This window comes from Nonomuraea indica (assembly GCF_002850745.1).
Lineage (GTDB): Bacteria > Actinomycetota > Actinomycetes > Streptosporangiales > Streptosporangiaceae > Nonomuraea > Nonomuraea indica.
The window spans coordinates 217343-239506 of the sequence record NZ_KZ559472.1; the positions used below are offsets into that span (position 1 = coordinate 217343).

At 70.6% G+C, this 22164-nt stretch carries 22 protein-coding genes; 11 read left to right on the top strand and 11 right to left on the bottom strand.

Translation table 11 applies throughout. From position 1 onward, the window contains the following. Window positions 1-24: 24 nt before the first annotated feature. The 6 genes from CXR44_RS19730 to CXR44_RS19755 form a co-directional block, all read right to left on the bottom strand. Window positions 25-999 (bottom strand): anti-sigma factor family protein, encoded by a 975-nt coding sequence (locus CXR44_RS19730; protein WP_101787548.1) that lies wholly within the window; start codon window positions 997-999, stop codon window positions 25-27. After that, window positions 989-1624 carry an RNA polymerase sigma factor SigM gene (sigM, locus tag CXR44_RS19735; protein ID WP_101787549.1) on the bottom strand — a complete coding sequence of 212 codons (636 nt, stop codon included), beginning with the start codon at window positions 1622-1624 and terminating at the stop codon, window positions 989-991. The genes CXR44_RS19730 and sigM overlap by 11 nt, the downstream gene beginning before the upstream one ends. A gap of 17 nt (window positions 1625-1641) precedes the next feature. Beyond that, window positions 1642-3153, bottom strand: a complete 1512-nt coding sequence (locus tag CXR44_RS19740; protein WP_101787550.1) for a protein kinase family protein — start codon at window positions 3151-3153, stop codon at window positions 1642-1644. Window positions 3154-3309: 156 nt separating this feature from the next. Further along, a complete protein-coding gene (murJ, locus tag CXR44_RS19745) occupies window positions 3310-4923 on the bottom strand; it encodes a murein biosynthesis integral membrane protein MurJ (RefSeq protein WP_245899274.1) in 1614 nt (537 codons plus the stop codon). Further along, window positions 4920-7109, bottom strand: a complete 2190-nt coding sequence (locus tag CXR44_RS38945; RefSeq protein ID WP_144070020.1) for a DUF6049 family protein — start codon at window positions 7107-7109, stop codon at window positions 4920-4922. The genes murJ and CXR44_RS38945 overlap by 4 nt, the downstream gene beginning before the upstream one ends. A gap of 47 nt (window positions 7110-7156) precedes the next feature. Continuing rightward, on the bottom strand, window positions 7157-7678 hold the full coding sequence (locus CXR44_RS19755) for an aminoacyl-tRNA deacylase (protein ID WP_101787551.1): 522 nt from the start codon (window positions 7676-7678) through the stop codon (window positions 7157-7159). A 145-nt stretch (window positions 7679-7823) separates the two neighbouring features. Between CXR44_RS19755 and CXR44_RS19760 the strand changes: the two genes are divergently transcribed. Then, window positions 7824-9227, top strand: a complete 1404-nt coding sequence (locus CXR44_RS19760) for a CCA tRNA nucleotidyltransferase (protein ID WP_101787552.1) — start codon at window positions 7824-7826, stop codon at window positions 9225-9227. A 57-nt stretch (window positions 9228-9284) separates the two neighbouring features. Here the strand turns inward: CXR44_RS19760 and CXR44_RS19765 are convergent, their stop codons facing one another. Beyond that, window positions 9285-10568: an MFS transporter gene (locus CXR44_RS19765; RefSeq protein WP_101787553.1), complete on the bottom strand. Its 1284-nt coding sequence runs from the start codon at window positions 10566-10568 to the stop codon at window positions 9285-9287. Window positions 10569-10708: 140 nt separating this feature from the next. Between CXR44_RS19765 and idi the strand changes: the two genes are divergently transcribed. Beyond that, window positions 10709-11293, top strand: a complete 585-nt coding sequence (gene idi / locus CXR44_RS19770; protein ID WP_101787554.1) for an isopentenyl-diphosphate Delta-isomerase — start codon at window positions 10709-10711, stop codon at window positions 11291-11293. A 69-nt stretch (window positions 11294-11362) separates the two neighbouring features. Here the strand turns inward: idi and CXR44_RS19775 are convergent, their stop codons facing one another. Together CXR44_RS19775 and CXR44_RS19780 are read right to left on the bottom strand one after the other, a co-directional pair. Then, window positions 11363-12442, bottom strand: a complete 1080-nt coding sequence (locus CXR44_RS19775; RefSeq protein ID WP_101787555.1) for an inositol-3-phosphate synthase — start codon at window positions 12440-12442, stop codon at window positions 11363-11365. A gap of 13 nt (window positions 12443-12455) precedes the next feature. Beyond that, complete coding sequence (locus tag CXR44_RS19780) at window positions 12456-13040, bottom strand: PadR family transcriptional regulator (protein ID WP_101787556.1); 585 nt, start codon at window positions 13038-13040, stop codon at window positions 12456-12458. Between the two features lie 133 nt (window positions 13041-13173). On the opposite strand from CXR44_RS19780, the gene CXR44_RS19785 reads away from it, so the two are divergent. The 4 genes from CXR44_RS19785 to CXR44_RS19800 all read left to right on the top strand — a co-directional run bounded on the left by CXR44_RS19785 (window position 13174) and on the right by CXR44_RS19800 (window position 18746). After that, complete coding sequence (locus CXR44_RS19785; RefSeq protein WP_101787557.1) at window positions 13174-13587, top strand: DUF5318 family protein; 414 nt, start codon at window positions 13174-13176, stop codon at window positions 13585-13587. A gap of 235 nt (window positions 13588-13822) precedes the next feature. Beyond that, window positions 13823-16327, top strand: a complete 2505-nt coding sequence (locus tag CXR44_RS19790) for a transglycosylase domain-containing protein (RefSeq protein WP_101787558.1) — start codon at window positions 13823-13825, stop codon at window positions 16325-16327. Then, on the top strand, window positions 16324-17664 hold the full coding sequence (locus tag CXR44_RS19795; RefSeq protein ID WP_180903583.1) for a glycosyltransferase family 87 protein: 1341 nt from the start codon (window positions 16324-16326) through the stop codon (window positions 17662-17664). The genes CXR44_RS19790 and CXR44_RS19795 overlap by 4 nt, the downstream gene beginning before the upstream one ends. Next, window positions 17661-18746 carry a mannosyltransferase family protein gene (locus CXR44_RS19800; protein WP_101787559.1) on the top strand — a complete coding sequence of 362 codons (1086 nt, stop codon included), beginning with the start codon at window positions 17661-17663 and terminating at the stop codon, window positions 18744-18746. Before CXR44_RS19795 ends, CXR44_RS19800 begins: the two co-directional genes overlap by 4 nt. Before the next feature lie 63 nt (window positions 18747-18809). On the opposite strand, the gene CXR44_RS19805 is transcribed toward CXR44_RS19800, so the two are convergent. Continuing rightward, entirely contained in the window at window positions 18810-19553 is a 744-nt protein-coding gene (locus CXR44_RS19805; RefSeq protein ID WP_180903585.1) for a deoxyribonuclease IV, read from the bottom strand. Window positions 19554-19627: 74 nt separating this feature from the next. Between CXR44_RS19805 and CXR44_RS39530 the strand changes: the two genes are divergently transcribed. Continuing rightward, entirely contained in the window at window positions 19628-19804 is a 177-nt protein-coding gene (locus CXR44_RS39530) for a hypothetical protein (RefSeq protein WP_180903587.1), read from the top strand. A 71-nt stretch (window positions 19805-19875) separates the two neighbouring features. On the opposite strand, the gene CXR44_RS19810 is transcribed toward CXR44_RS39530, so the two are convergent. Continuing rightward, entirely contained in the window at window positions 19876-20094 is a 219-nt protein-coding gene (locus CXR44_RS19810) for a hypothetical protein (protein ID WP_245899275.1), read from the bottom strand. A gap of 280 nt (window positions 20095-20374) precedes the next feature. Here CXR44_RS19810 and rpsF point away from each other — a divergent pair, with 280 nt between their 5' ends. From rpsF to rplI, 4 genes are all read left to right on the top strand, one after another. Beyond that, window positions 20375-20665 (top strand): 30S ribosomal protein S6, encoded by a 291-nt coding sequence (gene rpsF / locus CXR44_RS19815; protein WP_026214314.1) that lies wholly within the window; start codon window positions 20375-20377, stop codon window positions 20663-20665. An 88-nt stretch (window positions 20666-20753) separates the two neighbouring features. Continuing rightward, the gene (locus CXR44_RS19820) at window positions 20754-21311 is read left to right on the top strand and encodes a single-stranded DNA-binding protein (protein WP_101787560.1); all 558 of its coding nucleotides are present in this window, start codon (window positions 20754-20756) and stop codon (window positions 21309-21311) included. A gap of 62 nt (window positions 21312-21373) precedes the next feature. Beyond that, the gene (gene rpsR / locus CXR44_RS19825) at window positions 21374-21610 is read left to right on the top strand and encodes a 30S ribosomal protein S18 (protein ID WP_020543048.1); all 237 of its coding nucleotides are present in this window, start codon (window positions 21374-21376) and stop codon (window positions 21608-21610) included. 14 nt (window positions 21611-21624) lie between these two features. Next, complete coding sequence (gene rplI, locus CXR44_RS19830) at window positions 21625-22071, top strand: 50S ribosomal protein L9 (protein WP_101787561.1); 447 nt, start codon at window positions 21625-21627, stop codon at window positions 22069-22071. Window positions 22072-22164: the final 93 nt, after the last annotated feature.

Sequence of the window (22164 nt, forward strand, 5' to 3'; positions counted from 1 at the left end):
GGGCTCTGACGTGGGAGAACGATGCTACCAGCGGCCGATCGTCGGCTTGCGGAGGTTCTTGCAGCGGAACGGATCGACGATGTCGAGCCGGATCTTCTTGGCGTTCTCGCTCTTGCGCGAGGCCAGGATGACCGCCTCCTGGCCGTTGTACTGGCCCTGGTCCACCGCGAAGATGGTGAGCTTCGTCCGGCTGGACACCCGGTCCACGCACTTGGCCACCTGGGCGGCGTCCTCGGAGGCCCCCTTGAAGATGGGGGCCGGGCCGAAGAAGCCTTCGAGAGGCTGGCGCAGCTCGGCGTCGCTGTAGTTGTGGCCGCTGTCGGTCAGCGCGTACGGCCTGGCCCGCAGCGAGTCCTTGGCCGGCGTGGACGACTTGGCGGGCGTGGACGGCTGGGCGACGACCTGCCGCCCCGCGCCGTCCGTACCCGTGCCCGAAGCGAGCATCCCCGTCGAGACCACCGCCGTGCCGACCACGGCGGCAGCGGCGGCCGCGGCCACGGCGGGCATCGCCCACCGGCGCCGCCGGGACGCGCGCCGCTCGGTCAGCGCGGCCGGGACGATGGAGCCGTCGTCGGCCACCACCCCCAGGCGCACCGGCTCGGAGACCCGCTCGGCCGCGGGCTCCTCGACGGAGGGCTGCCCGGCGGCGGGCTCGGAAACGCGCCGGAACGCCGGCTCGTACACGGCCGCCGTCCGCTCCCACGGGGCGTCCCGCATGAGCTCGTCCCAGTCAGGTGTTTCCGCGAGGCCCACACCTCCCTTCCGGGACTCGGCCTCGGCGGCGAGCGCCTTGTCGATGCGCAGTGCGACCCCCATCGGCATGGCCGGGGTGGGAGTCGCCGCGAGCACCTCGCGAACCGCCGCAAGGTCGGCCAGGAGCTCCCCACATGGGTCGCATACCGCGAGATGGTCGCGGACCTGGCGGGCCTTGCCGGCGTCCAGGAGACCCTCGGCCAGATCGGCCAGGGTGTCCAGATCGTAGTGCGTATCACCCGTCACGAAGTTCTGCTCCCTTCGCGGATGAGACGCGAGTGAAGTCGGAACGGTTCCGTAGATGCGAAAGAATTGGGGCGAGTTTGGCTCTTCCCCGAGCGCAGCGGCTCTTCACCGTCCCGCTCGGCACCTGCAGCACCTGAGCTGCGTCTTCGACCGAATAACCCATCATGTCGACCAGGACGAGGGCGGCGCGCTGGTCGGCGGGCAGGAGTTTCAACGCGGCGGAGACCTCCATGGAGACTTCGCGCTCGCCCGTCTGGTCGGGCAGCGGCGTGTCGCGCTCGGCGGCCTCGATCAGCTCGTCGTCGGCGACCGGCCGGATGGACTTGCGGCGCATCCGGTCGAGGCAGGCGTTGACGACGATCCGGTGCAGCCAGGTGGTTACGGCCGCCTCACCCCGGAAGGTGGCGGCCTTGCGGTAGGCGGAGACGAAGGCGTCCTGCACGGCGTCGGCGGCCTCGTCGGGGTCGCCCAGCGTGCGCAGGGCGACGGCCCACATGCGGTCGCGGTGCCTCTTGACGATCTCGCTGAACGCGTGTGGATCCCCGTTGATGTGCGCGGTCAGCAGCTCGGCGTCGCTGACCGCCGGCCGTTCCGCGGATGAGGGTGTCTCGGGTGGGGAGTTCACAAGAGGGGTTCCTGAAATTATGCCGATCCGGGGGAGTGCACCACTACTTCATAGATGGTGCCACGGTACCCGTCCGAGTCGGCCGGAAGTTTCGTAAACCAGATCAAAACGTACTGGCCGCTTGCGGCTTCCTCGGGCGTCAGTGTGATCTTGCCAGAAGCGTCCTTGGCGCGGGCGACGGTTTTCAACGACGACAGCTCCGGCCTGTCGCCGACCTTGAGCTCGACCGTGGCCCCCGACGCCTTCGACAGCGTCGCCACCACGTCGCTGATCTGCATGGACTTGCCCATGTCGAGCATCAGGCCGACGCCGTCCTTGAGATTGCCGAACTCGGCGTTGGCGTAGGTGTCGGTCTTCCACAACGTGCTCGGCTTGCCGTCGAGGGTCAGCTCGGCGCCTTCGTTCTCCTCGTTGTCGCCGGGCGGGGGGTCGAAGGCCGCGGCCTTCTTCGGCTTGACCGCGTGCGGCGCCGCCTTGGGGGTGGCGGAGCCGGCCGTCGGCGAGGTCTGCGCCTCCGGCGTGTTCGGGCTGCCGAGGCTGCGCCCGATCGTCCAGGCGCCGACGCCCACCGCGGCGATGACGAGCAGCACCACGACGGTCATCAGCACCCGGTTGACCGTGCCGCCGTGCTGGACGGGCGCCGGTCGCTGCATGGTGGGGCGGGGCTGCGGAATCGCGGTGTGCCGGTCGGTGCCGGGCCCCTCGGAGGGGGACGCCGACGTCACCGAGGGCGGCGACGAGTGGTAGGGCAGCGGGATCGGCATGGGCCTGGCCACGCCCGCCAGCGACTCCGCGACTTCGGCCGGGCTGGCGAGCGCCGGCTGCCCCCTGCGCGACTCGGGCAGGCAGGCCCGCACGGTGACCGTGTCGAGATAGCTCGGCACCCCGGCGGTGACCTGGCGCGGGGTGCAGAAATGCCCGTCGTCCATGGGGGCGGCGGGCAGGCTGTCGTCCTCCTCGTCGCCGGGCCAGTGGCCGGTCAGCCCCGCGTAGAGGAGCCGGCCGAGGCCCTCGGCGTCGTCGAGCGCGGGCTGGTCGGTGGTGAGCCCGGACAGGGCGGCGTCGACGGCCACACCGAGCACCTTGACCGTGTTGCCGGTCGTCCAGATCAGATGGGACGGCCGCAGGCACAGGTGGTGGAGGTTGGCCTCGTGGGCGTGGGCGAGGGCCTCGGCCGCCTCGGCGACCAGCCCGGCGGCCCGCTCCGGGTCCAGCGGGCCGGAGGCCACCAGGTCGGCGAGCGTGTCACCGGTCACCCACTCGCTGACCACGTACGAGTGGTCGTCGTCCTCGGCCGCGTCGAACACCTGGGTCAGGCGCGGGTCGGTGAGCCGGCTGGCGGCCCGCGCGGCCGTGACGACCTCGTGGACGCGGGGGAAGTCGGGGGAGAAGGTGAGGACGGCGACGGGACGGGCGAGGATCTCGTCGATGGCCTTCCACAGGGTGGCGCCGTCGGACTCCGCGACGCGGTCTTCGAGCCGGAAGCGCTCGGCGAGACGGGTGCCGGGTTCGACCGCCGACGTGCTCACTGACTTACTCCGCTCGTGGGCGTGCTCATGACTCGTCTCACCTGCGTGGTGTCCCACGTAGGCACGCTATGCCGGGTGGATCCGCCCACGCCCCTCCTGCTTCCATTCGCGCGTGTGGGCACCATGCTAGTGCCGTGTCGGTTCCGCCCGTGTTCTTTACCGGCCTACCCGCCCGGCAACCGTCCCGACGATCGAGTTGACCTCCGGGATGCGCATCCGGTGGGCGACCCCCAGGTACAGCAGCATGCCGAGCCCGCCGCCGACCGCCAGGACGATCAGCGAGCTGACGAACCCGAGCCCGCCGAAGATCAGTTGTACCGCCCAGACCGAGGCCAGCGCCAGCGCGGCCGTGGGCAGCGCGGCGAGGTACATCCGGGTCAGCGCCCAGCCGATCTGCCAGCCGCCGAGCCCGCGGACGCGGCGGCTCGCCAGCCACCAGGCGCCCACAGCGCCGAGAGCATAGGCGACCGCGTAGGCGAAAGCCAGCCCCATCACGGTGTAGGCGAACGGCAGCAGCTGGTACATGATCCACATGAGCAGCGCGTTCACCGCCGTCGTGGCCGCTCCGATGTACACCGGGGTACGCGTGTCGCCGAAGGCGTAGAAGACCCGCAGCAGCAACTGGAAGATCGCGAACGGCACCAGCGCCAGGCCGTACACCTGGAGGACGTTGCCGATGTAGACGGCGTCCTGCACGGTGGTGACGCCGTGGGCGTAGATCGGCACGGTGATCGCCGGCCCGAGCACCATGAGCAGCAGCGACACCGGCACCATGATCGATGCGATCAGCCGCACGCTCGACCCGAACTCGCCGCGCACGTCGCCGAAGCGCTGCTCCGTCACCGCCCGGCTCATCCGCGGCAGCATGGCCGTGATCACCGAGACGCCGATGACGCCGTACGGGAGCTGGAAGAGCTGGAAGGCGAACGTGTACGGCGTGATGCCGTGGTTGGGCACCGCGTCACCCGCCGCGCTGGCCAGGTTGGTGGTCAGCATGAAGCCGAGCTGGGTGACGATCACGTAGCCGATCGTCCACACGCCGGCCTTGCCCATCTCGCCGAGCCGCGCGTTGCGCACGTCGAAGCGGGGGGTGAAGACGAACCCGGTCCGCTTCAGAGCGGCGACCAGGACGGCGGCCTGGGCCACGATGCCGGCGGTGGTGCCGAGGCCGAGCAGGGCGAGCTGGCCGTCGGTGACGCGGGAGACGTCGCCGTCCAGGTCGCCGGCCACCATCGCGAAGAGGAGCAGCACGCCGATGACCACGATGTTGTTGAGCACCGGCGCCCACATGGGCGCGGCGAAGCGGTCGCGGGTGTTGAGGATGGCTCCGGCGACCGCGCCGACGCCGAAGAACGCGAGCTGGGGCAGGATCAGCCTGGCCAGCAGCACCGCGACCTCGTACTTGCGGCTGCCCGGCTCCCAGCCGGTGGTGTAGAGGTCGATGAGCAGCGGGGCGGCGATCACCGCGAGCAGGGCGACGACGGCCAGCGCCACCGTGGAGAGCGTGAGCAGGCGCTGCTCGTAGGCCCGGCCGCCGTCGGGGTCCTCCTTCTGCGCCCGCACGATCATCGGCACCACGACGCTGCTGAGCACGCCGAGCAGGAGCAGGTCGAGGATGCTGTAGGGGATGGCGTAGGCCACGTTGTAGGCGTCGCCCAGCACGGCGGTGCCGACCGCGTACGCCAGCACCATGGTCCGCACGAAGCCGGTGACCCTCGACACCATGGTGCCCGCGGCCATGACGGCACTGGCCCGCAGCATGCGGCTCATACGGTCTCACTTTCCCGTGTCCTGGCGGCCCGCGCGAGCCGTCGCTGCGATCTGCGCCTGAGCACCCGCGTGACCACCGCGGCCAGCATCACCGTCAGCGCCGCCCCCACGATCACCAGGGCGATGCCGGTGTAGCCCGTGGTCCGGATGGTCAGTTTGACGGGCTTGCCGTACGCCTGGCCGTCGGACGTCCTGAGCTGCACGGTCACCGTGGCGTCTCCGCTGCCGCTCGGCGAGGCCGTCAGCGGGACCTGCAGGGTGCCGCTCTGCCCGTCGCCGCCGATCACCAGCCGGTTGGACGGCAGGCGCTCCACCCGCAGCAGCCGGGGGTTGTTGGAGGTGACCTCGACGTCGACCGTGACCTCGTCGGACATGGTGTTCTTGACACTGACGGGGACCACGCCGTTGGACCCCGCCAGGGTGAGGAGCCGGTCGGGGTCGGCTCCGGTGATCGACACCTTGTTCATGATGGCCTGCACCTTGCCGTCGACCGTACGGGTCACCGCGCGCCCGGCGCGCGTCTGGTTGCGCCAGGCCGACGAGGCCAGCCGCAGGACGGCGGCGTCGAAGGAGGACACCCGCTTGTCGGTCGTGATGAGCGAGGTGAGCTGCGCCTTCTCCCAGGCGGTCTTGATCGGGTCGAGGTACTTGCCGCCGAGCTCCTCCTTGCGGTCGGCGTCGGTGTAGGTCAGGCCGGCCCGCGGCGTCCGCGTCTTGGCGGGCTTGATCGAGTCGAGCGGGGTGAGGGTCAGCCACGGCAGGCTGCCCGCCGTCTTGAGCAGGGAGGAGACGAGCGTGGGGTTGGGGTCCCAGCGGCGTGACGGCGCCACCACGAGGGATCGCGGCCTCGTCTGGCCGGGCTCCGCCGCGATCGTCGCGGTCTCGGCGATGAAGCGCTGCCTGCTGAGCACCGTCGAGGTCGATCCGCCGGGCTCGAACGTGCGGCTCAGCCCGGCGTCGGCGACGAGCGCGGTGACGGGGCCGTTGACGGTGTCGAGCGTCGTGGCGGCGTCGGGGGTGACCGCGGGAATCGTGGCGGGCGTGCCGGCGGTGGCGGGCGTGGAGGTGGTGGTCGAGGTGGCGCTCTGGAGCGGCAGATTGGTCGCGTTGAGGAGCACCTTGCGCACCTGGGCGGAGCCCTTGCCCACGGCGAGCGCGTCGAGCGCGTCGGCGTCGATCAGGCCGTTCGGCGGCCAGTTGACGGACGTCTGCACGCCGGGCCTGAGCAGCTCGCTCGCCTTCTGGGCGCCGAGTTCGAGAGCCCTGCCGGTCAGCGCGTCGAGTCCCTGGTGCACGAGGCCGGTGACGTCGGGGTCGGCGTACGGCGTGGCCACGACCGGCGGCGCGGCCAGGGCCGAGCGCATGTCGGCCAGCCACTGCGCCGCCTCGGCGTTGGCGGGCCTGGTCTCCTCGCCGCTCTTGGCGGTGGCGACGCGGTAGCCCTTGACCATGGCGTTGACGTCGTCGAGCAGCGCCGGATCGACGAACCAGGTGACGGTCGGGGGCGCCGTCCTGGCGATGCGCGCCAGGTCGGCGAGCCGTCCCTTGCCGGTCAGCGCGGCGCCCAGCTTGTCGTCGGCGAAGGTGCCGTCGTCGGCGCGGTGCGGCTGGTCGATGACCGGCAGGACGACGGCCAGGCGGTTGCGCGGGAGCTTGGGCTGGGTCGGCGGCGCGTAGGTGAGGAGCGTGCGCTGCACCGCGAGCCGGGGCCAGCTCTGCTGCATGACCTCGACGGCGATGGGGTAGGCGCCGAACGAGGAGAGCAGCAACTGCGCCGGGGTGAGGGTGAACTCCCACGGCATGGAGGCTCCGGCGGCGAGCGTCGCGACGGACACGCTCGACTGGCTGGACACCTGGCCCGGGAGCGTCGCGTCGGTCTGGTCGGCGAGGTAGGTCTCGATCGCGGCCCGGTCGGGGAGCCGCTGGGACGAGTAGCGCAGCCGTACCGAAAGCTGGGAAAGGGCGGCGCCGGTGTCGTTGCGGATCGTGCCCGAGATTTTGATCACGTCGGCGCGGCTCTTGGCCCACTCGGGCGTGACGGCCGACACCGTGAGGCTGAGCCCCTGGCGGGCGCTCGCGGCGGTGCTCGTACGGGTCGTGGCGGCAGCCGTGCCAGGCGTCGTCGCGACCATGGGCGCGAGCAACGCGGTGGACAGAACGGCGAGCAGCGTGGCCTTCCGGATCACGCGTCCGCCCGGGCAGGAGTACGGCGCACGCCCGCAATGGTACGGGCTCAGTGCCGCGACGCGACCGCCACGCGGGGTCCTTCGGGGCGCGGGATCGTCAGGTCCACGGTCTTGCCGGGGAGGACGGACAGCAGGTCGAGGGCACGGATGCGGAGCGCGGTGTGTCGTTCGCCGGTGGCCGTGAAGATCGGCTCGGTGTCGGGCCGGAGGCGGTCGTCGATCAGGATCCTGAGCCCGGCGGGCAGCAGGAGCGGGCAGACCAGGCCGGCGGCGTAGTCGGTGGCGGCGTTGACCGTGAAGGCGGAGGCCGGGCGTACCCGGCGCACGCCCAGGAGTCCCCCCACGACGCCGGGCAGCGGCGGCGCCGCCACGGAGGAGACGACGGCGACGACCTCCTCCTCCATCCGCGTGGCGACCTCGAACGTCGTCACGGCCACGCACCTGCCGGGGGGTGCGGAGACGGCCCCGGGCAGTTCGTCCGCGCCTGTGATGGGACGGGGAAGGCGTACGATCTCATGGTGGACCTGGTGTGCGAGGAGCCAGCGGTGGATCGCGAGGGCGTCCTTCATAACACGCTCCTTCGTTCCTTGGCCCCCGACGGTCCTGTTGACCGACGGTAACCCGGACCTCAGGTGGCCCGGGGGATATGTTCCGGAATCGAAGGACCTACCCAGCTTGTCCGATTCAAATCTGACCGACAACCAGCAGCGGGCCATGACTGACCTGTTCCGAAAGATCGCCCCGGTGGCCGACGAGCTCGGCCGGCTCTTCGCCGACCACGGCCACGAGCTCGCCCTCGTCGGCGGCCCCGTGCGCGACATCCTCCTCGGCCGCGTCGGCAACGACCTCGACCTGACGACCGACGCCCACCCCGAGCGGGTCCTCGAACTCGTCCGCGACTGGGCCGACTCGGTGTGGACGATAGGCATCGACTTCGGCACGGTCGGGGTGCGCAAGGGAAGCTGGCAGATCGAGATCACCACCTACCGGAGCGAGTCCTACGACCCCAAGTCGCGCAAGCCCGAGGTGATGTACGGCGAGACGCTGGAGGCCGACCTGGAACGGCGCGACTTCGCGGTCAACGCGATGGCCGTGCGCCTGCCCGGACACGAGTTCGCCGACCCCTACGGCGGCCTGCAGGACCTCGCGGCCCGGCGGCTGCGCACGCCCGGCACCCCCGAGCAGTCCTTCGGCGACGACCCCCTCCGCATGCTGCGCGCCGCCCGGTTCGCCTCCCAGCTCGGGTTCTCGGTGGACCCGGCCGTGGTCGACGCGATGACCGCGATGGCCGAGCGCATCGAGATCGTCTCGGCCGAGCGCATCCGCGACGAGCTCGACAAGCTGGTCTGCGGCGCCAACCCCCGCGAGGGCCTGAGCCTGCTCGTCGACACCGGCCTGGCCGCCCACGTGCTGCCCGAGCTGCCCAAGCTGCGCCTGGAGATCGACGAGCACCACCGGCACAAGGACGTCTACGAGCACACCCTGACCGTGCTCGACCAGGCCATCGCCCAGGAGGAGGACGGCACCGCCGACCGGGTCCTGCGCTGGGCCGCGCTCATGCACGACATCGGCAAGCCCAAGACGCGGCGGCACGAGCCGGGCGGGCGCGTCTCCTTCCACCACCACGAGGTGGTCGGCGCCCAGATGACCAAGAAGCGCATGACGGAGCTGCGCTTCCCCAAGGACGTCGTGGCCGACGTGTCACGGCTGGTGGAGCTCCACCTGCGCTTCCACGGCTACGGCACGGGCGAGTGGACCGACAGCGCGGTGCGCCGCTACGTGCGCGACGCCGGCCACCTGCTCAGCCGCCTGCACAAGCTCACCCGGGCCGACTGCACGACCCGCAACAAGCGCAAGGCCGCCGCCCTGTCGCGCACGTACGACCAGCTGGAGCAGCGCATCGCCCGGCTGGCCGACGAGGAGGAGCTGGCCAAGATCCGGCCGGAGCTCGACGGCAACGACATCCAGCGGATCCTCGGCGTCGGGCCGGGCCCCGTCGTCGGCAAGGCGTACAAGTTCCTGCTCGACCTGCGCCTCGACAAGGGCGTCATCGGCAAGGAGGCCGCCACGGAGGCGCTGCTCGACTGGGCCCGCGACAACGGCGTCCCGGTCGCCTGACAGGCGGCCGGCGCCCCGATCCTCGGGCCCGGCGCCGCGAGTGCCCGGGAGGGCGGGTCAGGCCGAGGGCACCGAGGGCTTGGCGATCATCCGGTAGGCCAGCGCGGCCACCGGGTAGCCCACCGCGATGATCGCCACGGCCGGGTAGGACTTGCCGTCGGCCGGCAGGATCGCCGCCGCGACCGCCGCCGCGAGCACGTACATGCCGTTGAACAGCATGTCGTAGATCGAGAAGGCCCGGCCCAGGTAGGCGTCCTCGACGTCGCGCTGCACGGTGGTGTCGGCGCAGATCTTCACGCTCTGCCCGGCGACCCCCAGCACGAAGCCCGCCGCGGGCAGCCCCCACTCCTGGAACGGCATCACCAGCACGCCGGTCAGCACGCCGGCCGAGACGAGCGCCATCGGCACCCAGCGCTCGATCGTGAACCGCTCCGTGGCCCAGGGCGTCACGAGCACCGCGAGGAAGTAGCCGACCCCGGAGGTGGCCACCACCACGCCGATCCCGCGCAGCGCCGCGTCGGCGTCGCCGTCGGTGAAGTAGTAGCGGTAGAGGAGGATGCCCAGGGCCGTCGCCATGCCGTACAGGAACCGGTGCGCGGCCATCGCGCCCATCGTGGCGGCGGCGACACGGTGGCCGGCCAGGTGCCTGGCGCCGTCGAGCAGGCCGGCCACCACGTTGCGCACCGCCTCGCGGGCCTGCGGCCGGTCGGGGTCGTGGGACGGGCCGAGCAGCGAACGCTCCATCGTGCGGGCGATCAGCGCGCTCAGGCCGAACACCACGCCTGAGATGACGAGCAGCAGCGCCGTGCCCGAGTCGCCGCCGCCGAACACCTCGCGCAGCGCGAACCCGAGGCCCACCCCCACGAACGTCACCACCGTGCCCGAGGTCGGCGTGACCGCGTTGGCGGCCATCAACCGGTCGGCCGGCACCACGTGCGGCAGCGAGGCGCCCAGCGCGGCCAGGAAGAACCTGTTGACCCCCAGCACGCCGAGCGCGGCGCCGTAGAACAGCGCGTCGGGCGTGTCGGCCGCCACGAGCGCGGCGGCCACGAGCAGCAGCGTGCCGCGCACGACCGGCGCGATCACCAGGATCTGCCGCCGCGACCAGCGGTCGATGAACACCCCGACGAACGGGCCCAGCACGCTGTAGGGCAGCAGCAGCACGGCCAGCCCGGTCGCCACCGCGAGGGCGGTCGTCTGCTGCTCGGGGCTGAAGAACGCGAACCCCGTCACACCGAACTGGAAGATCCCGTCGGAGAACTGGGACACCAGCCGGGTGCCGAACAGCCGGCGGAAGTCCCGGCCTTGCAGGACAACGCGGAGATCGGCGACGAACGACACGCAGTCAGCCTAGCCGGGCGTCCGGGCGCGGGGCCCGCCCCGAGGCCGGCGCCGGGCGGGAACCGGGCAGGGGAGAGGTTGGCGCCGCAGGTTGCCGATCGGGGCCCTGAGCACCTACATGATCACGTACGCTTCGAAGCGTGACGTCTGATGAACTCGTGGTACTCGTCGACGACGACGGCCACGCGATCGGCACCGCGCCCAAGGCATCGGTGCACGGTCAGGAGACTCCGCTCCACCTGGCGTTCTCCAGCTATGTCTTCGACCGCGACGGGCGCGTCCTGCTGACCAGGCGGGCCGCCCACAAGGTCACCTGGCCCGGCGTGCTCACCAACAGCTGCTGCGGCCACCCGCTGCCCGGCGAGCCGCTCGACCACGCGGTCAGCCGCCGGCTCTCCTACGAGCTGGGCCTGCCGCCGGCTCCCACCGACCTGATCCTGCCGACCTTCGCCTACCGCGCGGTCATGGGCAACGGCATCGTCGAGCACGAGCTGTGCCCCGTCTACCGCGTCATCGTGGAGGCCCCGGCGGTGCCCAACCCGGAGGAGGTGGGGGAGGCGCTGTGGATGCCGTGGAAGGAGTTCGCCGACGGGGTGCTCAGCGGTGAGCTGGCCATCTCGCCGTGGTGCGCGGAGCAGGTGCCGCTCCTCGTGGCGCTGGGCCCCGACCCCATGGACTGGGCCCCGGCCCGGACGTCGGACCTGCCGCCGGCCGCCCGCGCCTGACCGGCACGCCGGACCGGCCCCCGGGGAGGGGGCCGGTCGCGGGAGGGAGCCGTCGCGGGCGGGAGCCGGTCAGCGCTCGACTTCGCCGCGGATGAACTTCTCCACGTACTCGCGGGCCTCGTCGTCGGAGTGCTGGACGGGCGGCGACTTCATGAAGTAGGACGACGCGCTGAGGATCGGGCCGCCGACGCCCCGGTCGAGGGCGATCTTGGCGGCGCGGACGGCGTCGATGATGATGCCGGCCGAGTTGGGCGAGTCCCACACCTCGAGCTTGTACTCCAGGTTGAGCGGGGTGTCGCCGAACGAGCGCCCCTCCAGGCGGACGTAGGCCCACTTGCGGTCGTCGAGCCACGGCACGTGGTCCGACGGGCCGATGTGCACGTCGGCCTTGCGCATCTCGTGCGGGATCTGCGAGGTGACCGACTGCGTCTTGGAGATCTTCTTCGACTGGAGGCGGGTGCGCTCCAGCATGTTCATGAAGTCCATGTTGCCGCCGAAGTTGAGCTGGTAGGTGCGCAGCAGCTCCACCCCGCGGTCCTCGAACAGCTTGGCCAGCACGCGGTGCGTGATCGTGGCGCCGACCTGCGACTTGATGTCGTCGCCGACGATCGGCACGCCGGCCTCGGTGAACTTCTCGGCCCACTCGGGGTCGGAGGCGATGAAGACCGGCAGCGCGTTGACGAACGCCACCTTGGCGTCGATGGCGCACTGGGCGTAGAAGCGGTCGGCCTCCTCCGAGCCCACCGGCAGGTAGGAGACGAGGACGTCGGCGCCGCTCTCGCGCAGCACCTTGACGACGTCGACGGGCTGCTCGTCGGACTCCTCGATGATCTCGCGGTAGTACTCGCCCAGACCGTCGAAGGTGTGTCCGCGCTGGACGGTCACCCCGGTCGGCGGCACATCGGTGATCTTGATGGTGTTGTTCTCGCTGGCGACGATCGCCTCCGAGAGGTCACGGCCGACCTTCTTGGCGTCCACGTCGAAGGCGGCGACGAACTCGACGTCCCCCACGTGGTAGTCACCGAACCGCACGTGCATCAGGCCCGGCACCCGTACGTCCGGGTCGGCGTCCTTGTAGTAGTGCACGCCCTGGACCAGCGACGCCGCGCAGTTGCCGACACCGACAATGGCCACGCGAACCGAACCCATCGCACTAGCTCCCTTACTCATCAGTTGACGTGGTCTCTTGCTCGGGCTCTTGCGAGGCCCGTCTCTCCGTCGCGATCAGCTCGTTCAGCCAACGCACCTCGCGTTCGACCGATTCGAGACCGTGACGCTGCAGCTCGAGCGTGTAGCTGTCGAGGCGCTCCCGGGTGCGCGCCAGCGCGGTGCGCACGCTGTCGAGCCGCTCTTCCAGACGGCTGCGGCGGCCTTCGAGGATGCGCAGGCGCACCTCTGCCTCCGTGTGCCTGAAGAACGCGAAGTGGACGCCGAAGCTCTCGTCCTCCCAGGCCGACGGCCCGGCCTGGGTGAGCAGCTCCTGCAGGCGCTCCTTGCCTTCGGCGGTCAGCTTGTAGACGATCTTCGATCGGCCGCCGACGATCGTCGTGGGAGCCGGCTGTTCCTCGGCGATGAGGCCCTGCGCGAGCAGGGACCGCAGACAGGGATACAGCGACCCGTACGAGAACGCGCGGAACATCCCCAGCAGGGCGTTGAGCCGTTTGCGCAGCTCGTAGCCGTGAAGCGGCGTCTCGTGCAACGACCCGAGCACGGCCAGCTCCAGCACTCTGCCCTGCCCGCTGGCCACGGGAACCGCCTCCTCTCGCGTCGATGTATCGCGCCGATACATCCTGAGGATACGTCCGCTCGCTATATCACCGCAATCAGCGACTTCACCGAGTCGTTGGGAGGACTGGGCAAAAAGCCGTAGTCTGGCGCTCATGTGGTCACAGAGAAAGGTGGTGGACGTCGGCCTCGCGAGGATCGCGACGGTCCGCATCCCGCGTGCCCGGCACGCGGACGTCTGTGACGCACAGCCCTTCCTTCCTGGGGGCCTTACCGGGGCATTTCCGGGGGTGGGTCTCGGGGCACGGCGCCCCGTCGGCACGCCGCACGCACGCCCCTGCCCCACGCGCGCACACGCGAACGCCCCGGACGCCGCCAATGTCCGCGGGCCACGGTCAGCACGCCATGCCGGTCCGGCAAAGGTCGCGTCAGAAGCCGTCAAGATGGTTCATGATTACGACGAGCACCGTGTGTGCGCCGTCGAGGTCTGCCAGGGTCGCTCCAGCGACCACCTGACGGTTTCGTTCGTCCTCGGCAACGGACCGCCGGACCTCGCCGGCCGAGTGTGAAGACCCGAGGACGGCGGGGCGTCTCACGCCCAATCCGCCGTGCTATCCGACGACGATGCGAGGACGTGTGAGTTACAGCAGCAGCGAGGGGACGGCCCGCCCGGGGAGGCGCCGTCGCTCCGGCTCATCCCGTTCCGTTCCCTACGGGGACGCACCGCAAACCGCCGACACCGGCTGGAGCCAGTCGGCCGGCCCGCCGCGTCGTCCGGAGGCCGCCTACGAGGAGACCGGCGCGATGGCCGCGCAGGCGTACGAGCCGGAGCCCGCCCCGCCCACCGCCCCGGCCCCGCCCACCGCCCCGGCCGCCGCGCCGGCCCCGCCCACCGGACGCCAGCGCCCCCAGCGGCGGCGCGGCGAGCAGGACCCGCGCGCCCGGGGCGAGCAGGAGACCGTGGTCAGCGAGATGCCGCGCCGGGCTCGCGGGCGCAACCCGGGCAGTGGCCCCGGCGGCCCCGCCGGCCCCGGCGGTCCCGACCGGCCGCGCGGCCGGGGAGGGAACGACGGCGACGGCGACAAGCCGAAGTGGCGCCGGTTCCTGCCGAGCTGGAAGCTCGTCGTGGCCGGTTTCGTGGTCTTCTCGGCCGGCATCTTCGGCATGATCGCCGTGGCCTACACCAACATGCAGGTGCCGACGCAGGACCAGGCCCAGGACTCCGTGGACGACCAGGGCAGCGTCATCTACTACGACAACAAGAAGGTGCTGGCCAAGCTGGGTGTGAAGCGCACCCTGGTGGAGTACAAGCAGATCCCCCGGCACGTCCAGGACGCGGTGGTCGCCGCCGAGAACGGCTCCTTCTGGGAGGACTCCGGCATCTCGTTCCCCGGCATGGTGCGGTCGGTGTGGAGCACGGTCTCCGGCACGCAGGTGCAGGGCGCCTCCACCATCACCCAGCAGATGGCCCGCAACTACTACGACGGGCTGTCCCAGGAGCGCACCGTCGAGCGCAAGATCAGGGAGATCTTCGTCGCGGTCAAGCTGAACAAGCAGCTGAGCAAAGATCAGATCCTCACCCAGTACCTCAACACCATCTACTTCGGCCGGGGCGCCAACGGCATCGGCGCGGCGGCCGAGGCCTTCTTCAAGAAGAAGGTGGAGAACCTCACGCCCGAGGAGGGCGCCTACCTCGCCGGTCGCATCCAGAACCCCGACGCCTTCGACCGGGCCGAGGCCAAGGGCGACCTGGGGCCCACGGAGTACCGCTACGACTACGTGCTCCGCGAGATGGCCAAGCTCGACCCCGCCAAGTACGGGAACCTGGCCGCCAAGTCGCCGACGGCCCCCAAGCTGAAGAAGGTCAGCAACCGCGACTACTTCGCCGGCCTGTCCGGCTACATGGTCGAGGCCGTGCTCAACGAGCTGAAGACCCGCGGGATCAGCCGCGAGGACATCGACAAGAACGGCTACAAGATCTACACCTCGCTGAACAAGCGACTCATGTTCGCCGCGAGGAACGCGGTGAACCAGCACACCAAGAGCATGAACCCGGAGATCCAGGTCACCCTGGCCGCCGTCGACCCGCGCACCGGCCGCATCCGCGCCTTCTACGGGGGCGACGACTACGCCAAGGACTCCTGGAACGACGCCTTCCTGTCGCGTAAGCAGGCGGCCTCGGCGTTCAAGCCGTACGTGCTGGCCGCGTGGCTCGACGCGGGCTACAGCCTGCGCAGCTACGTGCCGGCCAAGGGACCGGTCAAGCTGGAGGGCACCACCCCCATCGACAACGACCACGCCTCCAGGGCGTCGGCCGTCGACGTGCTCACCGCCACGGCCGACTCCATCAACACCGCGTACGCGAAGATGGGCGAGAAGGTCGGCCTCGACAAGGTGATCGACATCGCCGCCAAGGCCGGCCTCGACAAGAGCTGGCTGGAGAAGACCCGCAACAACCAGCACTACCTGCTCACCATCGGCTCCAGCGAGGTGACCGCGGTCGAGCAGGCCGGCGGCTACTCGATCTTCGCCAACGAGGGCAAGCACATCCCCAACCACCTCATCACCCGGATCGAGGACAAGAACGGCAAGCTCAAGTTCCCCGAGCTGAGGACGGCCACCAAGGTCATCTCGCCCGAGGCCGCCGCAGACGCCACAGCGGCCCTGCAGGCCGTGGTCAAGCAGGGCACCGGCACCGGCGCCGCGCTCTACGACCGGCCCGTCGCCGGCAAGACCGGCACGAACAACAACAACAAGGAAGCCTGGTTCGTCGGCTTCACCCCGCAGCTCTCGACCTCCGTCGGCATGTTCCGCCAGGAGTGCCGCACCAAGACCGGGAAGGTCGTGCAGCCGAAGAACGACATCTGCCCGGTGACCAGGGGCAAGAGCACCCGCTACAACGACCAGAACCCCTACAGCACGCCGTACGAGGTGCCGCTCGGCACCGGCTTCCAGGGCGGCAGCTACTCCGCGGCCATCTGGAAGACCTTCATGACCGAGGCGATGAGGAACGTGCCCGTCGAGCAGTTCCCCGAGCGGGTGGACTCCGGCGTCAACGAGGACCTCGCGCCCAAGCCGATCCCCACCCCGACGGCCACCAAGGACCCGCTCGACGAGGAGAACCTCGGGGAGGACTGCGAGATCGGCCCGTGCGACGACGGTGAGATCATCACGATCGACCCCAACGAGATGGGCACCATCACCGACGACGACGGCAGCGTGCTCGGCGGCGGCACCCTCGGCGGCGACGAGCACGTCTATCTCCAGTCGGCTCCGCCGACCGCGCCCACGCGGCGCGAAACCCGGTGAAGGCGGTTACGGAGGTGCGCCCGCCGCTGACCGCGCGGGTCGTGCCCTACCTGCCCCTGGGGCTGCTCGCAGCCCTGGGGGCGAGCCTCGCCTACGTCTTCCGGCTGCCCTGCCGGACGGGCGGCTGGAACGACCAGACCACCGTCTACACCAACTTCTGCTACACCGACATCTACCCGCTCTACTTCGACCGGCAGCTCGCGGTGGAGAACCCCTACTTCGCGCAGGTGCCGTTCGACAAGCACGTCGAGTACCCGGTGGTGCTCGGCGAGGTCATGCAGGCGTTCGCCTGGGTCGCCCGCCTGCTCAAGCCGGGCCCCCGCCCCCTGGTCGAGACGGCGCAGGCGACCCTGTTCTACGACGTCACCGTCGTCTTCCTCGGCCTCTGCCTGGTCGCCGGCGTGCTGCTGATGGCGGCGGTGGCCGGGCCGACCCGGCGCTGGGACGCCCTGTGGTACGCGCTGGCCCCCTCGGTGATCCTGGCCGCGTACATCAACTGGGACCTCGTCGCCGGCGCGCTGTCCATGGGCGTGCTGCTGGCCTGGGCGCGCAAGCGGCAGGTGCTGGCCGGCGTGCTGCTCGGGCTGGCGATCGCGACCAAGTTCTACCCGCTGATGTTCGTCGGGGCGCTGTTCCTGCTCACGTTGCGCACCGCGCGCTGGCGGCCGTTCCTCGTGACGATGGGCGCGGCCGCGGCCGCCTGGCTGGTGGTGAACGTCCCCTTCATGGTGTTCGCCTGGGACGGCTGGCGGCGGTTCTACGTGTTCTCGCAGGAACGCGGCGTCGACTGGGGCTCACCCTGGCTGTTCTTCCAGAACAAGGGCTGGCCGGTGCTCGGCGAGATGGACGTCAGCACGCTCGGCATGGCGTCGCTGATCGTGCTGTGCGCGGGCATCGCCGTGCTCACGCTGGTCGCCCCGCGCCGGCCGAGGCTCGCGCAGATCTGCTTCCTCGCGCTGGCGGCGTTCATGATGACGAACAAGGTGTGGTCACCTCAGTTCGTGCTCTGGCTGGTGCCGCTCGCCGTGCTGGCCAGGCCCAACTGGAAGCCGCTGGCGCTGTGGCAGGTCGCCGAGGTGTGGTACTTCTTCGCGATCTGGCTCTACCTGGTCGGCCAGTCGCCGCTCGACCGCGACGACCTGGGCATCGGTGACGACACCTACTTCACCGCCGTCTGGGGCCGGGTCATCACGATCGGCATCATGATGGCGTTCGTGGTCCGCGACATCCTGCGCCCGCACAAGGACGTCGTCCGGCAGGACGACGTCGACGACCAGGGCGGCGGCGTCTTCGACGGAGCCCCCGACCGGTTCACGCTGGTCACCGCCTCGCGGTGATCACCCGCTCGGCCGGCCGCGACGCCCTGTTGCTGTGGCTCGCCTCGCGGGCCGGGCTGCTGGTCGCGACGCTGCTCGGGGCCGCGCTGCACGACTACGTCGGCAGATGGAAGCAGTGGGACGCGGGGCTGTTCGTCACCATCGCCCAGTACGGCTACGACGGCGACCCCGCCGGGCCGCCCGATGCGGGGCTGCCCGCCTTCTTCCCCGGCTTCCCCATGATGCTGCGGCTGGCGCGCCTGGTGGTGCCCGACTGGACGGCGGCCGGGCTGGTCGTCTCGCTGGTGGCCGGGGCCGTCGCCATGGTGGCCCTGGCCCGGCTGGCCGAGTTCGAGGGCGCCTCCGGCTGGATCGCCGTGCTGGGGCTGCTGCTCTGCCCGACGGCCGTGTTCCTGGCCGCCGGATACAGCGAGTCGCTCTTCCTGGCGTTCGCGGTCCCCGCGTGGCTGGCCGCCCGGCAGGGCCGCTGGCCGCAGGCCGTGGTGCTCGCCGCCGGGGCCTCCTGCGTGCGGATCACGGGGCTGTTCCTGGCGGTCGCGCTGGTCGTGGAGTTCGTCGCCGGCCGGTCGCGGGGCGCCGTCGCCGGGCCGTCGTGGCGGCGGGCGCCGTGGCTGCTCGTACCGTTCCTGCCGCTGGTCGCGTACTCGGCCTACCATCACGCCCGGTCCGGCAACTGGTTCGCGTGGAAGGACGCCCAGGAGGCCGGGTGGGGGCGCGAACTGGTGTGGCCGTGGAAGTCCTGGAGCACGACCTGGAACGCGGCCCAGGGTGGCGGTGACTTCGCCGTGGCCTTCCGCATGGAGATCGCCGGAGCGGTCGTCGCCGTGCTGGTGCTGGTCTGGCTGGTGGCGCTGGGCCGGTGGAGCGAGGCCGTCTACACCGGGTCACAGGCCGCGGCGTTGATGACCTCGGCGTACTACCTGTCGATCCCGCGCTCGCTGCTGCTGTGGTTTCCGTTGTGGGTGGCGCTCGCCCGGCTGGCCACCGGGAGGCGGTGGGTGATCGTGGTGTACGGCATGGTGGCGGGGCCGCTCATGCTGCTGGGCACGCTGCGCTTCCTGAGCGGCGCCTGGGCCGGCTGATCTTCTTACCCACTTCCGGGGATCGGTAATCCAGGGAAGTTATCCACAGGCTGTGTGTTTTGCCTACAGGTTCTTCCGCAGGAAGGCGATGTCCTCGGCCTGCCCCTCGCCCGGCGTCTCCACCACGATCGGCGCCCCGGCCGTCCGGCACACCGCGAGGAGCAGCTCCGGGTCGATCCGCCCCTTGCCGAGGTTGGCGTGCCTGTCGGCGCCCGAGTCGAAGGCGTCACGCGAGTCGTTGCAGTGCACCAGGTCGATGCGTCCGGTGATCGCCTTGACCCGGTCGACCAGGTCGACCAGCTCCTCGCCGCCCGCGTGCGCGTGGCAGGTGTCGAGACAGAAGCCCACGTCGAACCCGTCGAGCGCGTCCCACAGGCGGGCGATGCGCTCCAGCTTGCGCGCCATCGCGTTGCCGCCGCCCGCGGTGTTCTCGATCAGCACCGGGATCGGGCACTCCAGCCGCTCGAACACCTTGCGCCAGTTGTCGAAGCCCGCCTGCGGGTCGTCGTTCTTGTTGACGTGGCCGCCGTGCACGATCAGGCCCTTGGCGCCGAGCCCGGCCGCCGCCTCCAGGTGCTGGGCGAGCAGCTTGCGGCTGGGGATCCTGATGCGGTTGTTGGTCGTCGCGACGTTGATCAGGTAGGGCGCGTGGATGTAGACGTCGACGCCCTCCACCGGCTTGGCCGGCAGCACGGGCTTGTCGTAGCCCTGGGGATCGCCGAGGAAGAACTGCACCACCTCGGCGCCGACCGCGGCGGCGTGGGCGGCGGGGTCGTCCTGGCCGACATGAGCTCCGATGGGCACCATGCACCGAGCCTATCCGTTTGGCGGGGCCGTACCCGGGCAGTCGCAGGGCACCCCCCGAACGAGGAGAACGAGAGATGTCCCGCTGGCGCGTGCGCTCCTTAGTCTTCCTGGTCTACGTCGCGATCGGCGTCTACGTGGCGTGGGTGTACGACTACATCACCCCGGCCGTCCTCAGGGACGTCGCCGAGGCGTTGCTCGCCGTCTTCCTGTGGTTCCTCGTCCTGCTGGGCGTGGACCTGAACATCGGCTGACGACCCGTGCGGTGGCTCGCAGGGGGCGGGCCACCGTACGGGTCGTCCCCGGCGACGGGCGCCGGGTGAGGTCAGGGCAGGAAGCCGCCGCGGGCGATGCCGAGCGCCACGCCGACGAACGCCGCCACCAGCCCGACGATGTTGACCGCGCGCTGCGCCGTGGTCGCCGAGACGTACTGGGAGTAGAGGCCGGTGCCGAAGCCGAGCGCGCCCGCCCACGACGCGACCACGTGACCGCCGGGGAAGAAGGTGGCGACGAACGCCACGAGGCCCAGGGAGAGTGTGGCCACCGCCAGGGTGTTCTCGACCGGGTGGGGTCGCCCGTCGGTGTTGAGCGTGGGCCTGAACCGCTCGTTTTCGGAAGGTTGAAGGATGTGTGGCACAACTATCACCCCCTTGTTTCTTGAGGCCTTCCCACCTGCGCACGGCTGGTAACCTGGTCAGGCTGCGCTGTGATGGGTGACCCGTCACCCCGGGGCCCGAAAGGGGCGCTCCGGGTCCAGCGTCAGCGTCCTCCTGTCACGGCAGAGCGTCGTGACCGCAAGAGTCCAGAGGAGGTTGGAGTCCCGCATGCGTCGTTACGAAGTAATGGTCATTCTGGACCCTTCGCTCGATGAGCGCACCGTCGCGCCGTCCCTCGACCAGTTCCTCACCGTGGTCCGCAACGACGGCGGCACCGTGGAGAAGGTCGACGTCTGGGGCCGTCGCCGTCTCGCCTACGACATCGACAAGAAGTCCGAGGGCATCTACGCCGTCATCGACCTGTCCGCGGAGCCCGCGACGGTCAAGGAGCTCGACCGCCAGATGAACCTCAACGAGGGCATCCTGCGCACCAAGGTTCTCCGCCCCGACGTGCACTAAGCAGTTCGTCACCCGGCTTTTTGTCGGGCGACGGCCGTACTCTGAGCCGTAACCAAAGCGAAGGCGTGCAGGAAGGCGAGCGCTGGCCATGGCAGCAGGCGACACCGTAATCACCATCGTCGGCAACCTTGTCGACGACCCGGAGCTGCGCTTCACCCCGACGGGGCAAGCGGTGGCCCGGTTCCGCATCGCGTCCACTCCGCGGTTCATGGACCGCCAGACCAATGAGTGGAAGGACGGCGAAAGCCTGTTCCTGACCTGCAACGTGTGGCGACAGGCGGCGGAGAACGCCGCCGAGAGCCTCCAGCGCGGCATGCGGGTCATCGTGCAGGGGCGGCTCAAGCAGAGGTCTTACGAGACCAAGGAAGGCGAGAAGCGCACGGTCTACGAGGTCGAGGTCGACGAGGTCGGCCCGTCCCTGCGCAACGCCACCGCCAAGGTCAACCGCACCTCCCGTCAGGGCGGCGGCGGTGGCGGCGGCTTCGGCGGCGGCCCCGCCGACGACCCGTGGGCGTCCGCGTCGCCCGCCCCGCCCCAGGGGGGCGGCGGCTTCGGCGGCGGCGGTGGCGGCTACCAGGGCGGCGGCGGCCAGCAGGGCGGCGGCTTCGGCGGCGGCAACGACTTCAGCGACGAACCGCCTTTCTAATTCCAGTTCACCAGCCCGAGTCCATTCCCGCTTGACGGCGGGGCTCTGAAAGGAGCACCACGATGGCTAAGCCGGCACTGCGCAAGCCCAAGAAGAAGGTTTGCCTGTTCTGCCACGACAAGATCTCCTACGTCGACTACAAGGACACGGCCCTGCTGCGGAAGTTCATCTCCGACCGTGGCAAGATCCGTGCGCGCCGGGTGACGGGCAACTGCACCCAGCACCAGCGCGACGTGGCGACCGCGATCAAGAACGCCCGTGAGGTGGCCCTGCTGCCTTACACGAGCACCGCGCGCTAAGGAGGTCTGTCGACATGAAGCTCATCCTCACCAACGAGGTCTCCGGCCTCGGCGCCCCCGGCGACGTCGTCGAGGTCAAGGACGGCTACGGCCGCAACTACCTCATCCCGCGCGGCTACGCCATGCGCTGGACGCGTGGCGCGGAGAAGCAGATCGAGTCCATCAAGAAGGCTCGTGACGCCCGCGAGATCCGCGACCTGGGCACGGCCAAGGAGGTCGCCGGCCAGCTCGGCGCCCTGCGCGTCCGGCTCACCACCCGGGCGGGCGACTCCGGCCGCCTGTTCGGCTCGGTCACCACGGGCGACATCGCCGACGCGGTCAAGGCCGCCGGTGGCCCCGCCCTCGACCGCCGCCGCATCGAGATCATCAACCCGATCAAGAGCGTCGGCTCGCACAAGGTCAGCGTCAAGCTGCACCCCGAGGTCTCGGCCTCGGTCGACGTCGAGGTCGTCGCCGGCTGACACCGGCACCGCCTGGCAAACGGCCTCCGTTCCCACCGAACGGGGGCCGTTTCCGTGTGCGGCGTGCGGCAGGCCGGTCTCGCTGCCCGCGGC

What these genes read in the sequence shown, in the direction of transcription:
- murJ (WP_245899274.1), bottom strand. Translation starts at nt 4,923, where the DNA reads ATGAGCCGCATGCTGCGGGCCAGTGCCGTCATGGCCGCGGGCACCATG.
- CXR44_RS19755 (WP_101787551.1), bottom strand. Translation starts at nt 7,678, where the DNA reads ATGAAGGACGCCCTCGCGATCCACCGCTGGCTCCTCGCACACCAGGTC.
- CXR44_RS19760 (WP_101787552.1), top strand. Translation starts at nt 7,824, where the DNA reads ATGACTGACCTGTTCCGAAAGATCGCCCCGGTGGCCGACGAGCTCGGC.
- CXR44_RS19775 (WP_101787555.1), bottom strand. Translation starts at nt 12,442, where the DNA reads ATGGGTTCGGTTCGCGTGGCCATTGTCGGTGTCGGCAACTGCGCGGCG.
- CXR44_RS19785 (WP_101787557.1), top strand. Translation starts at nt 13,174, where the DNA reads ATGTGGTCACAGAGAAAGGTGGTGGACGTCGGCCTCGCGAGGATCGCG.
- CXR44_RS19790 (WP_101787558.1), top strand. Translation starts at nt 13,823, where the DNA reads ATGGCCGCGCAGGCGTACGAGCCGGAGCCCGCCCCGCCCACCGCCCCG.
- CXR44_RS19805 (WP_180903585.1), bottom strand. Translation starts at nt 19,553, where the DNA reads ATGGTGCCCATCGGAGCTCATGTCGGCCAGGACGACCCCGCCGCCCAC.
- CXR44_RS39530 (WP_180903587.1), top strand. Translation starts at nt 19,628, where the DNA reads ATGTCCCGCTGGCGCGTGCGCTCCTTAGTCTTCCTGGTCTACGTCGCG.
- rpsF (WP_026214314.1), top strand. Translation starts at nt 20,375, where the DNA reads ATGCGTCGTTACGAAGTAATGGTCATTCTGGACCCTTCGCTCGATGAG.
- CXR44_RS19820 (WP_101787560.1), top strand. Translation starts at nt 20,754, where the DNA reads ATGGCAGCAGGCGACACCGTAATCACCATCGTCGGCAACCTTGTCGAC.
- rpsR (WP_020543048.1), top strand. Translation starts at nt 21,374, where the DNA reads ATGGCTAAGCCGGCACTGCGCAAGCCCAAGAAGAAGGTTTGCCTGTTC.
- rplI (WP_101787561.1), top strand. Translation starts at nt 21,625, where the DNA reads ATGAAGCTCATCCTCACCAACGAGGTCTCCGGCCTCGGCGCCCCCGGC.